The sequence below is a fragment of the Glutamicibacter sp. FR1 genome, assembly GCF_047300825.1.
Taxonomy (GTDB): Bacteria; Actinomycetota; Actinomycetes; order Actinomycetales; family Micrococcaceae; genus Glutamicibacter; species Glutamicibacter nicotianae.
In genome coordinates, this window is sequence record NZ_CP178602.1 from 545870 (window position 1) to 559463 (window position 13594).

Below are 13594 nucleotides of genomic sequence, written 5' to 3' on the forward strand. Positions count from 1 at the left end.
ATTCTGGTGCGACCGCCTAGTGTTGCCCTGCGCCAGAAACGGTCACCAAATCTTGAGGGCAATAACGGGGGACCCACTTTCCGGCGTGCAAGCGTCTTGGGGTGAAGTTCTGCGTGAAGCAGGCCGGCTGATTCTCTGTAGCCGAACCCGACAGCTAACTTCGTAGGCGCAACAGTGAGAGGACTGTTTTGGTAGAAACCAAGACTGCGGGACGTCGCCGCGCTGCCGACGTTGAAGTAGATGTGATTGCAGAAGTCACCGCTTCGACGATCGAGCGCACCGGCGGGCGCCGGGCAGCACGAGCTGCTGCCACCGTCCCGATAATTGCACCGGTCAAGCCGGTCCATGCAGATTTTGTTGGTCGACGCTTCGACTCCATGCAACGCTACGGCGTTGCGCCTAACCAGGCCCTGCTTGCAGGCAAGGGCACCGCGAGCAATGTCGTTGCCTTGCCAGGAGCTGTTCAAGCGACTGCGAGTACCCCTGCAGCGGTTGAGGCTGCAGGTAATGTTGCATTCATTTCGAGCCTGAAGTCGAAGGCACAGAAGTCCAACCACCGCGGCTTCGCCCACAAGGTGGCAGCTGTCGCCGCAGTTTCGGGCTTGGCGCTGGCTGCCGTAACCCCGCAACTTTCGGGTGGTGCCGGCGAGAACACGGCTGGCGAGATTGTCGCTCAGCGCACCGTCACTTCCGCAGTTGTGGATGTGAAGGCGCCAACTGCAAATGCGGAACTGTCTGTCGAGCGCGCAGCCTTGACCTCGGAGCTGAACCCCGAGGTTGCCAAGGAAGAGAAATTCGCCGAGGTCATGACCGCCTCGGGCGGTAGCATCACGGCTATTAAGGACACTTCGGGTCTGCTTGCTGCGCCAGTTACTACGCAGCGCATCACCTCTCCGTTCGGGTACCGCAAGAACCCAACCGGTCCTGGATTCATGATCCACAGCGGTACCGATTACGGTGTGCCGAGCGGTACCAAGGTTTACGCGGCAGCTGACGGCGTAGTGACCGTATCCGGCTGGGCCGGGCACTCCGGCAACCGGATCACGCTTGATCACGGAAACGGCCTGGAGACCGGTTACAGCCACAACAGCAAGCTGGTTGTGAAGGTCGGTCAGAAGGTTAAGCGCGGTGACGTCGTTGCATTGGCTGGCAGCACCGGCAACTCGACCGGACCTCACGTGCACTTTGAAGTGATCGTTAACGGCCAGTTCAAAGACTCAGCAGGTTGGTTATAACGACCTTCGTCACCATTCCGTGATCAAAACGTGACATTTCAAAAAACTTCCTATAGTCTTGTATGCGTGCCATGGGGATCCCTGGGCATCATTGCGTGAGAACCGAGCACTGCCAACACGCAATGAGTAGTTATACACAACTCGTACGGCAGTGGCGGGGGAACCAATATCGGGTGGTTAGTTTTGGCTGACAACCCTAGGGGTGAAGTGGACAGAGAAGGCAACTTCGAATCCACCGAGGTAACTCCACTTCGAACCCGACAGCTTACCTCGTAGGTATCAAGGAGAGGCAATACTTTGACCAAGAGTCATGCACGCGGACGTCGCCGCGCCGACGTACCACGCACTAATTCGCTACAGGCGATTTCACAGGCCGTAGCATCCAACGCTGGCTCGGTGGGACGCCAGGCAGCCGTTGTCGCAGCAGCATCCGGCTTGATCGTTACTCTCGGTGTGCCAGGTCAGGCAACCGCACCACGTGACGTTTCCGCAGCGCCTGTCGACACCATCAACCCAGAGCGTGTCGCAGTCAAGGCAGTGAAGGTTGCTGCCGACAAGAAGGCTGACGTCGAGATCGAGCGCGCTAGCTTCACTGCTGAAGAGAAGCCAGAGCCAGTTGTCATCGCAGTTTCGAATGACATCACTCCGACTACCCGCAACAGCAACACTCCGAGTACCCGCAACAGCAACTCGGGCAGCTCGGATTCGATGGCACCAATGACTCGTCAGAGCCGTTCGGGTGGACAGGAATCGGCTCCGCAGCAGCAGGCCCAGCCAAAGGCTGAAACCAAGGTTCAGACTTCCAACCTTTCGGGCATCGCAGCAACCGCTGCCAAGTACGTTGGAGTTCCATACGTCTGGGGCGGCAACGGCCCAAGCGGCTGGGATTGCTCCGGCTTCCTCAAATATGTCTACGCACAGCACGGCATTAACATTGCTCGTGGCACCTCGGCCATCCTCGCATCCGGCCAGTTCGTTCGCACCAGCAACCCTAAGCCAGGCGACCTGGTATTCCAGAACGGTGGCAGCCACGTTGGCATCTACCTCGGTGGCGGCCAGATGATCGGTGCGCAGAACCCAACCACGGACACCATTATCCACTCGGTTTCGCGCAACCCGCTGTACGGCTACTACACCTTGGCTGGCTAAGCACGAAAACTTTTCATAGGCCATCGGATGAGAAAGTCATCCGATGGCCTATGTTCGTTTAATCAGATGAACTATGGGCGTCAAGGTGATGAAAAGAAGACAATTTCTTGGCGAGATACCCACCAATAATCGAAAGCATCGCATAGGCTAACGCTTAGAGACACTCCGAGCAGAACGCGAGCTCCATCAATGCCAGATGGTAGCCATCGGTTCATGAAGGTAGTACGAGCAATGCGAACATTGGTATTAAACGCAGGATACGAGCCACTGGCAGTAGTGACGTTCCGTCGAGCGCTACTGCTGGTTATGACCGAGAAGGCGAGCATCGTCCTCCAAGACGATCTCGCACCAGTTCGCAGTTCTCAAGGAGATTTACCGCGGCCAACTGTCATCGTGCTGAAACGCTATGTACGACGCCCCTACCGGGACATGCAACATGTCACCCGTAGGGGCGTTTTGCGTAGGGACTCCTTCACCTGCGCCTATTGCGGCAAAGCAGCCAATACGATTGACCACGTGATCCCGCGCAGCAGGGGCGGGCAGAACACTTGGGAGAACCTCGTGGCCGCCTGCCTGCATTGCAACAGCCGCAAAGCGGACAAGATGCTCTCGCAGTTGGGATGGCAATTGCGCATTACGCCGCATCGTCCACGGGTTGCCGGGCACCTGGTTTCGGGACTGCAGCATGTTGACGCGGCGTGGGACGAATACCTGCATGCTATTTAGCTGCTAGCCGCTGGCCCAGCGGCCTTCAGCTAGGCCGTGTGGGACCTACTTCTTGCTTCGCTCAATTGCTAGCGGCAGGACGTGGTCTCGCAGCAGGGGAGCTATATCCTCGCGTTCCAACGCGGCCTGCGGGTCGATCCAGAGCAGCTCTTCCAGTTCTGCCAGCGGGGCGAGCTCGCCATGGAAAGCCGCACTGTACAAAGATGCGTGGATCGAGGTGTCTTCTTCGTTGGCTGCTGGCCCGATCCATTCGCCGTCGAAGCGCAGTTCGTCAGCGGTGAAGCTCAGCCCCAGTTCTTCGCGAATTTCTCGAATGATAGTTTGTAACGCGGATTCCCCACGCTCCGGCTTGCCGCCAGGTTGCATGAACATGGTTGTTCCGCGCTTGCGTACGAGCAGGATTTCTCCATGGTTGTTGATTAAACAGGCCGCTGAGATCGTCAAATTTTTCTTCACCAAAACACAATATCGCGTGTTTATACGAGTTAGAGATGGTAACGTGATTAATTGGATCTCCAACGGTTTTAGTCCTAGTTGATCAAGGTTAATTTACTCGCAGTATCTAACCGCGGTATTGATGACTACCGAAAACATTGGAAATGAAAGATCGATCCATCAACTTTACAGATCTATGGAGCAATAAATGCGACGGGGTACAAATCTAGGGCGCTTGGGAGACTTCAACCAAGCCGTAATTCTCGAGTCGATTCGACGGGCACCGGAAGGAATCAGCCGCGTTGAACTGGCCGGCTCGACTGGCCTGTCGCCGCAGACCATTTCCAACGTTGTCCGCCGCTTGCTGGATGACGGAATCGTTCGAGAAGACCGCACTATCGTTTCCGGGCCAGGCAAGCCTCGCACCGTACTGGAGCTCGAAGGCAACCGTCTCGTTTCCATTGGCATCCACCTAGACCCTAGCGTTCTGACCTTTGTCGCGATGAACCTGCGCGGCGAAGTCCTGCGCGAACGCAGCATCGAAGTTCCCAACCTCGAAGTTGCTACCGAAACTGTCCAGCTCATGGCAACCACCGTCAAGGAGCTGATTGCTGAGATCCGCGTGCCAAAGAAGCACATTGTCGGCGTCGGCATTGCAGTTCCGGGTCCAGTAAACGTCGAAGAAGGTGTGGTGCTGAACCCGCCGCTGCTCGATGGCTGGGCAGATGTTGAACTGGTGAACCCGCTGCGCAAGCTGTTGCGCCTGCAGGTCATCATCGAAAAGGACACCATTGCCTCGGCAGTTGGCGAACTGTGGCAGTCCAAGGAAGAGAAGAACAACGACTTCGTCTTCATCTACTGCGGACACGGCTTCGGCGCTGGTCTCGTGTTCAACGGTGACGTCCACCATGGTGCGAGTAACAACGCAGGCGAAATCGGCCACTACTCGACCGGTCACAAATGTGTGGCCTGCGAGGAATGCGGTGCAGATGATTGCCTCGCCGCAGGCACCTCTTACGAATTCATCGCCGCCCAGGCCAAGGAGCGCGGTCTGGAACTGCCGAGCTTCGAAATCGTTGGTCCGGAACAGCGCGCTGCCGGCATGAACCGCCTCTACGAGCTGGCCCATGAAGGCAACAAGGTCGCCAAGGAACTGGTCACCGAGATCATGATCAAGGTTGGCGAAGTTGCCGGCCAGCTGGCCAACTCGCTGGACGTGCGCGAAGTTGTCTTCGGCGGACCGCAGTGGGAAAAGGTGCGCGAACTGGTCGATGATCAAGTCCAGAATGCCATTGGCCGCCGCTTCGCCTTGCGCGGAGTGCATGAAATAGAGACCCGCACGTCCGAGCTCGGCTCCAACGTCGGTGCCATCGGTGGCGCTTGCGTAGTCATGGATGCCTCGCTGTCGCCGAAGGCGACCGCACTGCTGCTGCGCTAAGCAACAGCCAACTTCAAGCACTGAGGGTACGTTCCGCATGGAACGTACCCTCAGTGCTTGCTGCCGTAGCAACGGCAAAAGCCTTGTTCCCAATTGCAAGACTGGAAACAAGGCCTCCGTGGTGCCCCTGGCCGGAATCGAACCGACGGCCTACCCTTTAGGAGAGGGTCGCTCTATCCTACTGAGCTACAGAGGCATGGGTGTGAAAACACCAACAACACTATCTTACTAGGGCGTGCCGGGCGTAATTCTCACGCCACGGCTCAGGACGTTCCCTCGCGAATCGCAACCATTTTTGCCTTGAGCGCACGATTGGCACGTAGGGCACCCAGGCCTATGACAAGACCGGCGGTGATGACCAGCAGTGCCCAGCGGATCGTCGTGAGGATCGATGCCAATACGACGGCTCCACTGCTCAAGTCTCCAGTCAATAGGGCATCAATGGCGAAGTTCTCCCAAATATCAATGGCCGCGAAGCCCAAGGGGGCAATCCAGGCCAGCCAACGCATCTGGCGGTTGGGGATCCAGCGGATGAACAACAGCATGGAGAACACTGCGGTAAACATCGGGAAGAGGAAACCCGCGGTCTTGTGCAGGTAGTTGAGCTGGCCGACTGCGTCATCATCCATGGCACCGCGCAATGCTTCTATATCGCTGGTCGTGTAGCCGAAAATCCGCTGATCGGGCATCGACAGCGAATCACTGAGGTCCTTCATCTGCACCATCGTGAGCAGATGGTAGTACGCGAACAATGCAACGCATACGATCAAGCCCACCGAGATGAGCAGCATCGGGTTTGACTTGTTCTCGTGGGAGGTGCTTTGCACCTTGCCTGGCCCCATGCCCACGCCCTGCGGCTGGTTCTGCTGCTCGGCGAACTGCGCAGGCTTCCGATACTCTTTGCTTTTCCTGACCTTCTTTGCCATATCTACTATTATGCCCGGCCAGCGATGCGGGCTTTCCCGCCCTCACTGAAAAGTGTCCGGCGCTCCACGTAGACTGGCTACATCATGGATTTCCTTTTTGATGATTTCGCCCCGGATTCCGCACCACAGGCCACGCCCACTGCCGAGGAGCTTTTGGTGGGCATGAATCCGCAGCAGGAAGAAGCAGTTCGCTATGCCGGCGGACCGTTGCTGATCGTGGCTGGCGCTGGTTCCGGAAAGACCCGCGTGCTGACGCACCGCATTGCCTACCTCTTGGCGACCGGACGCGCGCGGCCGCACGAAATCCTGGCGATCACCTTCACCAACAAGGCCGCTGCCGAGATGCGCGAACGAGCCGCTGAGCTGATCGGCGACGAGCAGGCGAAGAAGATGTGGATCTCGACGTTCCACTCCTCATGCGTGCGTATTCTGCGTCGCGAAGCGGCCACCATTGGGCTGAAATCCAACTTCTCGATCTACGACTCCACTGATTCGCTGCGCCTGATAACCTTGGTCGCCAAGTCCTTGGAGATCGACCCGAAGCGCTTCACTCCAAAGGCAATTGCGCACAAGATTTCCTCGCTGAAGAACGAGTTGATTGACGAGGAGGACTACGCGGCAACGATTAATGCCAATGATCCGTTCTCGCGTGCCGTGTCCGAGGTCTACCGCGGCTACACCCGCCGCCTGCGCGCCGCCAACGCCATGGACTTCGACGACCTGATTGGACAGGTCGTCTACATGTTCCGTGCGTTCCCGCGAGTGGCCGACAGCTACCGCCGCCGGTTCCGCCATGTGCTCATTGACGAATACCAGGACACCAACCACGCACAGTACTGGCTGGTGCGCGAGCTCACCGGCGCCGAAGGCGACGCCGTACCTGGCGAACTGACCGTGGTCGGCGACTCGGACCAGTCGATTTATGCCTTCCGCGGTGCCGACATCCGCAACATCGTCGACTTTGAAAAGGACTATCCGAACGCGGCAACCATCAAGCTGGAACAGAACTACCGTTCCACCCAGACGATTCTGTCGGCCGCCAACGAGGTCATCAAGCGAAACCCCGACCGCAACGACAAGAAGCTGTGGACTGCCAGCGGCGACGGCGAGAAGATCACCGGATATGTCGGCGAATCCGAATCCGACGAAGCACGCTGGATTGCAGAAGAAATTCTGCGTCTGAATGATGACGAGGATGTCCGCCCGGGCGATGTGGCGATCTTCTACCGCACCAACGCCCAGTCGCGAGCCCTGGAAGAGCAGCTGATGCGCCTGGACCTGAAGTACCGGGTCGTTGGCGGCACCCGCTTCTACGACCGCAAGGAAATCAAGGACGCGCTGGCCTACCTGCGCGCCCTGGTGAACCCGGACGATGACATCAACGTCCGCCGCATTCTCAATGAGCCCAAGCGCGGCATCGGCGACCGGGCCGAAGGCGCCGTGGCGGCGCTGGCTGAACGGGACCGGATTTCCTTCATGGATGCCTTACGCCGTTCCGACGAGGCGCCGGGGCTGGGAACCCGCGGAATCAAGATGACCGCAGCTTTTGTCTCCATGATGGATGACCTGAAGACCGTGGCGGAGGGCTCGGGCCCGGCAGAAGCCCTTGAAGCGGTGCTTGAGCAGACCGGATACCTGGAAACTCTCCGGCTCTCCTCGGATCCGCAGGATGAGTCGCGTGTGGAGAACCTCGCCGAACTGGTTGCCGTGGTCCGCGACTACGTGAACGAAGAGCCTGAAGGCGGCCTCGAAGGCTTCCTGGAGCGCGTGGCTCTCGTCGCGGATGCCGACCAGATTCCGGAGGCGCCCAGCGATGACGAGGGAGCGGCCATGGCCGCGCAGGAAGGCATGGTCACCTTGATGACCCTGCACACCGCCAAGGGCCTGGAATTCCCGGTGGTCTTCCTGACCGGCATGGAGCACGGCGTCTTCCCGCACCAGCGTTCCATGACCGACGAAAAGGAACTCGCCGAAGAGCGCCGCTTGGCCTATGTCGGGCTGACCCGTGCCCGTGAGCGCCTGTACCTGACGCGCGCCGAGCAGCGCAGCCTCTGGGGGCAGGCCCAGTACAACCCGGCGAGCCAGTTCCTGGAAGAGGTGCCGAGCGAGCTCATCGACTGGAAACGCGAGGGCTCTGGCGGTGGAATGGGCTTCGGTTACGGTAACGCAGCGGTGAATTTCGCCACCAGCAGATATGACCGCGGCAGCCATTGGGGTGCAGGTTCGGCGTCGCCGCAACCGGTGCGCGGGCACAACGCCGCTCCGGTGTCCAAGAAACGCGTCGTGCAGAACAAGGACATCACCATCCCTGAAGTCGGGCAAAGCGTCAAGCATTCTTCATTTGGCTTGGGAACTGTTATTGCTTTGGAAGGTGCAGGAGACAAGACCGTGGCCAAGGTGCAGTTTCCGGACTCTGAGAAGAGGCTTTTGTTGCGCTATGCACCGCTGGAAATCGTGGACTAGCCTGCAGGCGTCGACTGTTTTCCACGTCACATCTTGATGCTTCCCGACTAAGTTTTCGGGTTTCTCTACATGCTGTAAAAGTGGGAAGTTTGCGAAAGTCGGGATAGTCTGAGAGGTGCGCACGGGCTACGGCGCCTTACGACGACCCGGTAGTTGCGGTGCGCTCTCTATGGCATGGCATGGATTTCGGTCTGTGGCCGTGCCGCGAGTCAGCATGAACTTCGAACGAAGGACACAAACCCGTGGACCTGTATGAGTACCAGGCGCGCGATCTATTCGAGGCACACGGCGTTCCCGTGCTTGCCGGTATCGTCGCTTACACCCCGGAAGAAGCCAAAGCCGCAGCTGAGAAGATCGGCGGCGTTGTAGTAGTTAAGGCACAGGTCAAGGTTGGCGGCCGTGGCAAGGCTGGCGGCGTCAAGGTCGCGAAGACCGCCGACGAAGCTTTCGAGCACGCTTCCAACATCCTCGGTATGGACATCAAGGGCCACACCGTAAACAAGGTCATGATCGCTCAGGGCGCCGACATTGCCGAGGAATTCTACTTCTCGGTACTGCTGGACCGTGCAAACCGCAACTACCTGGCAATGTGCTCGGTAGAGGGCGGCATGGAGATCGAGCAGCTGGCTGAGGAGCGCCCAGAAGCTCTGGCCCGCGTTGCTGTTGATCCGCTGGTTGGCATCGACGCCGACAAGGCAGCAGAGATCGTCGCCGAGGCAGGCTTCCCAGAAGAACTGCGCGGCAAGGTTGCAGAAACCCTGCAGACCCTGTGGACCGTCTTCAAGGAAGAGGATGCCACCCTCGTTGAGGTCAACCCACTGGTGAAGACCGGTGCCGGCGACATCGTTGCGCTGGACGGAAAGGTCTCCCTGGATGACAACGCATCCGAGGTTCGCCACCCAGCTCACGAAGAGCTCGAGGACAAGGGCGCAGCCGATCCTCTGGAATCCAAGGCAAAGGCCCTGGGCCTGAACTACGTCAAGCTGGACGGCGAAATCGGCATCATCGGCAACGGTGCAGGCCTGGTCATGTCCACCCTGGACGTTGTCGCCTACGCAGGCGAGAACCACGGCGACGTGAAGCCAGCGAACTTCCTGGACATTGGCGGTGGCGCATCGGCAGAGGTCATGGCCAACGGCCTTGACGTCATCCTGAACGACCCACAGGTCAAGTCGGTCTTCGTCAACGTCTTCGGCGGCATCACCGCATGCGACGCTGTCGCAAACGGCATCGTCGGCGCGCTGAACACCCTGGGTGACGCAGCGAACAAGCCACTGGTTGTCCGCCTGGACGGCAACAACGTTGAAGAGGGTCGCGCCATCTTGGCCGAGGCCAACCACCCGTTGGTCACCCTGGCAGCAACCATGGATGAGGGCGCCGACAAGGCTGCCGAGCTCGCCAACGCAGCGAAGTAAGAGGGATAAGCGAACAATGAGCATTTACCTGAACAAGGACTCCAAGGTCATCGTCCAGGGCATCACCGGCGGCGAAGGCACCAAGCACACCGCCCTGATGCTCAAGGCTGGCACCAACATTGTTGGCGGCGTGAACGCCCGCAAGGCAGGCACCACCGTGACCCACGGTGACCAGGACATCAAGGTTTACGGCACCGTGGCGGAAGCCAAGGCCGAGACCGGCGCCGACGTATCGATCGTCTTCGTGCCACCTAAGTTCACCAAGGACGCAGTCGTTGAGGCTATCGAGGCCGAGGTCGGCCTCGTCGTAGTCATCACCGAAGGTGTTCCAGTGCAGGACTCCGCTGAGTTCTGGGCTCTGGCACAGTCGAAGGTTGACGCCGACGGCAACCAGATCACCCGCATCATCGGCCCTAACTGCCCAGGCATCATCACCCCAGGCGAGGCGCTGGTTGGCATCACCCCGAACAACATCACCGGCAAGGGCCCAATCGGTTTGGTTTCCAAGTCCGGTACCCTGACCTACCAGATGATGTACGAACTGCGCGATCTGGGCTTCTCGACCGCAATCGGCATCGGCGGCGACCCAGTCATCGGAACCACCCACATCGACGCCCTGGCTGCTTTCGAAGCTGATCCAGAGACCAAGGCCATCGTCATGATCGGTGAAATCGGTGGCGACGCCGAGGAGCGCGCTGCCGAATTCATCAAGGCCAACGTCACCAAGCCAGTTGTTGGCTACGTAGCTGGCTTCACCGCTCCTGAGGGCAAGACCATGGGCCACGCAGGCGCCATCGTTTCCGGTTCGGCTGGCACCGCCCAGGCGAAGAAGGAAGCCCTGGAAGCTGCAGGCGTCAAGGTTGGCAAGACTCCTTCGGAGACCGCCCGCCTGCTGCGCGAAGTCTTCGCAGCTCTCTAAGCTGACGCTGGAGCAAGGCTGATTCCCGGGTTTCATCCGGGAACAAACGGTCGCCGCTTCTCCTGAATTTTTCAGGAGCCGCGGCGGCCGTTTCGCATTAACCCGAGAAGCCGTGGCCTGTTCTGGGCACGGACGGGCCGGACAACCAGCCGGAGTGAACCCCTGAGCCCCAAGACCCCGGACTTCAAGAAGAATCAGCATGCCGATGAAACGCCGCCGGCTGCAATGCCATCGAACGGCCCCAAGCAATGGCCAGGTGCGTTGCCCGGTCTACCGGTCGCTTGGGCGTTAACCGGCGCAGAACCCATCGACCTGCGCCTGCAGCATGCAAGCCCTGCTATGCGGGCTGCTGGCGGTTCTGCCGGGTAGGACAACGGTGGGGCTGGTCCTTTGCAGAACCAGCCCCACCATCGTCAAATCGCCCTTTGAGCGGTAATTGGCCTAGGACTTGGCCTTCTCTGCTTCAATCTCCTGCTGGTAGGTTTCTTCCAGAGCAGGAACCTGCTCGAAGATTTCTTCCACGTCCAGGTCAGGGTTTTCTTCCTGGGTTGCAACCAGCTCTACTGCTTCTTCCTCGGTGGCCACCGAAGGCAGCGAACCCGGAAGCGGCCTGCGTGCGGATTCCTTCAAGAAGCACACGGCGATGATGCCGGCAACCGACGTTCCCATGACCCAGAAGGCAGGTGCCAGGGAAGAATTGGTCACGGTGACCAGAGCCTGCATGATGAACGGTGCGAAGCCGCCAAAGATGGCTACCGCGAAGTTGTACGAGATGCCCATGCCACCGTAGCGCGAGGCGGTGGGGAACAGGGCTGGCAACGACGAAGCCAGGTTGGAAACGTAGAAGACCACGGGGATGGCCAACAGGGCAAGGCCCGTCAGCGTGGACCAGATTTGTCCATGCATCATGAACAAGAAGGCTGGAATAGCCAGGACAACTGCCGAGCCGGAGCCAATGAACAGGACCTTGCGGCGGCCTATGCTGTCGGAGAGCATGCCGGCCAGCGGGATGCACAGGGACATGCCAACCAGAATCGGCAGGGTCAGCAGGTTGCCGTGCACCGGATCGTATTTCAGGGTCTCGGTCAAGTAGGTAGGCATGTAGCTGGTCAGTGCATAACCTGCAGTGTTGGCGGCCGAGACCAGCACGAAACCGGTCAGCAATTCGCGCCAGTAGGCCTGGACCAGGTCGATGACGCCCTTCGGAGCGTCGGCGGAGTTCCGAGCGTCGTCGCTGGCGCGGTTAGCGGCTTCCTGGGCTTCCTTGAAGGCAGGCGTGTCTTCAATCTTGGAACGGAACCACAGTGCGATGACGCCGAGTGGAAGAGCGACCAGGAATGGAATGCGCCAGGCGAAGCCTTCCATGACATCTTCGCTCAGGGTCAGCTGGAGAATGGAGACAAAGGCGGCGCCCAAGGCAAAGCCCATGTAGGAGCCGAGGTCCAGCAGCGAGGCGAAGAAGCCGCGGCGCTTATCCGGAGCGTATTCGGTAATGAATGTAGTAGCACCGGCGTACTCGCCGCCGGTGGAGAAGCCTTGGATCAGCTTCAGCACGACGAGGAGAATTGGCGCTGCTACACCCCATACCGAGTAGTCCGGAAGGATACCGATGCCGAATGTCGCCAAAGCCATCATGAGCAGGGTGAAGACCAGGATCTTCTGGCGTCCTACGCGGTCGCCAAGCTGGCCCAGAATCACGCCGCCAAGCGGGCGGGCAACGAAGGTCACGGCGAATACGCCTAGGCTGAACAGGGTTTGGATGGCGGGGTCTACCGTGTCAGGCATGAAGAGCTTGCCGATGATCACTGCGAGGTAGCCGTAGACACCTACGTCGTACCATTCCATCAAGTTGCCAACGACGGTGCCGCCGATGGCTTTCTTGAGCATCGAATCATCGACAACGTTGACGTCTTCGACCTTCAGCCGACGTTTTCTGCGGAACCGTGGCTTCCGTGAGTTTCGTGCTTCCATAGTTTCACTCCTCATATCTTTCTTGATCTTGTCCCGGTGCCGGCGACCATCCTCGTCCACAATGTTGAGAAGCGAATTTTCTGCTCCCTGAAGCTGGTTGCGACCGCCGTGTGACTCGTCGAAATCGATAGATTTCTACTCAAAAATCCGGTCAAAAACCGGCTTTGAGCGATGAAACGCTTAAGCGGACAAACGTCAAGTTTACCAAAAATTAGTTTAATTCCCTGATCGAGAGGCTCTCTTGAGCCAATGCAGACCCGGGGCAAATAGCCAGATCGCGGAAGTGCCGACCGCCAATTAGCCACGGAAGCATAGGGCAAACGGGCGATCGGCGAAGGCTCGAAGCAAACTGCCCGAAAAGCTCAAACTGTGGCGAAGAACTCGGTCCGCCACGGGGTGGAAAACGGAGAATCTGAGCGAAAACTGTGTTCCTGAAGCCCTGGATCCAGGGGGCAAACAGGGGCTTCAGACGGCAAGAATCCCGTGAGCTGCTCATCCGCACCCGGCACCGTCTCTGCGGGACGCAAAAATGCCCCAAGGCCGCCGGTGGGCAGCTTGGGGCATGAAGTCGAAGCAGGCTAGCCGCGTAGACCGGCTGCAGCTTCGGTGTCGATCCTGAGGAATGAAGAGCCGATGGCAGCGAAAGCCCCCGGGATCAGGAGCATGCGGTGCTTCGGATTGTAGAAAATCTCTTCGAGAGGGGAAGCCAAGACCCTGCGGATCTTTTCCAGGAGCCGGGCATTCTCCAAGGACAGGCGTTCCTGCTTGGTTTCAATCACCACACGATCTTTATCGATACTCACCGATGCGCTCATCCAGTCGTCATCGGGGGTACTGAGAGTCTCCGATTTAATCAGGGACACGGATATTACCGCCTTAGTCGTTCGTATCACCCGTACGAGGAGCCGCCCGGGTCC

The 13594-nt window shown here is 59.0% G+C and carries 11 protein-coding genes, 1 tRNA gene and 2 riboswitches; of the genes, 7 read left to right on the top strand and 5 right to left on the bottom strand.

Going from position 1 to position 13594, the window contains the following annotated elements:
* Window positions 1-33: 33 nt before the first annotated feature.
* A riboswitch (cyclic di-AMP (ydaO/yuaA leader) is annotated at window positions 34-184 on the top strand.
* Window positions 185-188: 4 nt separating this feature from the next.
* The 3 genes from ACLQ8T_RS02675 to ACLQ8T_RS02685 all read left to right on the top strand — a co-directional run bounded on the left by ACLQ8T_RS02675 (window position 189) and on the right by ACLQ8T_RS02685 (window position 3110).
* Window positions 189-1235 (top strand): M23 family metallopeptidase, encoded by a 1047-nt coding sequence (locus ACLQ8T_RS02675; protein ID WP_413455599.1) that lies wholly within the window; start codon window positions 189-191, stop codon window positions 1233-1235.
* A gap of 123 nt (window positions 1236-1358) precedes the next feature.
* Window positions 1359-1529, top strand: a riboswitch (cyclic di-AMP (ydaO/yuaA leader).
* Window positions 1530-1532: 3 nt separating this feature from the next.
* Window positions 1533-2384 (top strand): C40 family peptidase, encoded by an 852-nt coding sequence (locus ACLQ8T_RS02680; RefSeq protein WP_413455600.1) that lies wholly within the window; start codon window positions 1533-1535, stop codon window positions 2382-2384.
* A 231-nt stretch (window positions 2385-2615) separates the two neighbouring features.
* Entirely contained in the window at window positions 2616-3110 is a 495-nt protein-coding gene (locus ACLQ8T_RS02685; RefSeq protein WP_204723209.1) for an HNH endonuclease, read from the top strand.
* A 45-nt stretch (window positions 3111-3155) separates the two neighbouring features.
* Here the strand turns inward: ACLQ8T_RS02685 and ACLQ8T_RS02690 are convergent, their stop codons facing one another.
* Complete coding sequence (locus ACLQ8T_RS02690) at window positions 3156-3554, bottom strand: NUDIX hydrolase (RefSeq protein WP_275588020.1); 399 nt, start codon at window positions 3552-3554, stop codon at window positions 3156-3158.
* 199 nt (window positions 3555-3753) lie between these two features.
* Between ACLQ8T_RS02690 and ACLQ8T_RS02695 the strand changes: the two genes are divergently transcribed.
* Window positions 3754-4983, top strand: coding sequence for an ROK family transcriptional regulator (locus ACLQ8T_RS02695; RefSeq protein ID WP_204720594.1), 1230 nt, complete (start codon window positions 3754-3756; stop codon window positions 4981-4983).
* Between the two features lie 119 nt (window positions 4984-5102).
* Here ACLQ8T_RS02695 and ACLQ8T_RS02700 read toward each other — a convergent pair.
* Both ACLQ8T_RS02700 and ACLQ8T_RS02705 read right to left on the bottom strand, forming a co-directional pair.
* Window positions 5103-5179: transfer RNA gene (locus ACLQ8T_RS02700), tRNA-Arg, on the bottom strand.
* A gap of 67 nt (window positions 5180-5246) precedes the next feature.
* Window positions 5247-5909, bottom strand: a complete 663-nt coding sequence (locus ACLQ8T_RS02705; protein ID WP_204720596.1) for a hypothetical protein — start codon at window positions 5907-5909, stop codon at window positions 5247-5249.
* Window positions 5910-5993: 84 nt separating this feature from the next.
* On the opposite strand from ACLQ8T_RS02705, the gene pcrA reads away from it, so the two are divergent.
* The 3 genes from pcrA (at window position 5994) to sucD (ending at window position 10706) form a co-directional block, all read left to right on the top strand.
* The gene (gene pcrA / locus ACLQ8T_RS02710) at window positions 5994-8372 is read left to right on the top strand and encodes a DNA helicase PcrA (protein WP_413455601.1); all 2379 of its coding nucleotides are present in this window, start codon (window positions 5994-5996) and stop codon (window positions 8370-8372) included.
* Between the two features lie 242 nt (window positions 8373-8614).
* Window positions 8615-9787 carry an ADP-forming succinate--CoA ligase subunit beta gene (sucC, locus tag ACLQ8T_RS02715; RefSeq protein WP_204720600.1) on the top strand — a complete coding sequence of 391 codons (1173 nt, stop codon included), beginning with the start codon at window positions 8615-8617 and terminating at the stop codon, window positions 9785-9787.
* Window positions 9788-9803: 16 nt separating this feature from the next.
* Window positions 9804-10706 (top strand): succinate--CoA ligase subunit alpha, encoded by a 903-nt coding sequence (gene sucD / locus ACLQ8T_RS02720; protein ID WP_038990032.1) that lies wholly within the window; start codon window positions 9804-9806, stop codon window positions 10704-10706.
* 441 nt (window positions 10707-11147) lie between these two features.
* Here the strand turns inward: sucD and ACLQ8T_RS02725 are convergent, their stop codons facing one another.
* Together ACLQ8T_RS02725 and ACLQ8T_RS02730 are read right to left on the bottom strand one after the other, a co-directional pair.
* Window positions 11148-12677: an MFS transporter gene (locus tag ACLQ8T_RS02725; protein WP_413455602.1), complete on the bottom strand. Its 1530-nt coding sequence runs from the start codon at window positions 12675-12677 to the stop codon at window positions 11148-11150.
* 578 nt (window positions 12678-13255) lie between these two features.
* The gene (locus ACLQ8T_RS02730; protein WP_128471409.1) at window positions 13256-13540 is read right to left on the bottom strand and encodes a hypothetical protein; all 285 of its coding nucleotides are present in this window, start codon (window positions 13538-13540) and stop codon (window positions 13256-13258) included.
* Window positions 13541-13594 lie beyond the last annotated feature (54 nt).

Excerpts from the sequence above, each read along its gene's own strand:
- ACLQ8T_RS02685 (WP_204723209.1), top strand. The coding sequence starts at position 2,616 with ATGCGAACATTGGTATTAAACGCAGGATACGAGCCACTGGCAGTAGTG.
- ACLQ8T_RS02695 (WP_204720594.1), top strand. The coding sequence starts at position 3,754 with ATGCGACGGGGTACAAATCTAGGGCGCTTGGGAGACTTCAACCAAGCC.
- ACLQ8T_RS02705 (WP_204720596.1), bottom strand. The coding sequence starts at position 5,909 with ATGGCAAAGAAGGTCAGGAAAAGCAAAGAGTATCGGAAGCCTGCGCAG.
- pcrA (WP_413455601.1), top strand. The coding sequence starts at position 5,994 with ATGGATTTCCTTTTTGATGATTTCGCCCCGGATTCCGCACCACAGGCC.
- sucD (WP_038990032.1), top strand. The coding sequence starts at position 9,804 with ATGAGCATTTACCTGAACAAGGACTCCAAGGTCATCGTCCAGGGCATC.
- ACLQ8T_RS02725 (WP_413455602.1), bottom strand. The coding sequence starts at position 12,677 with ATGGAAGCACGAAACTCACGGAAGCCACGGTTCCGCAGAAAACGTCGG.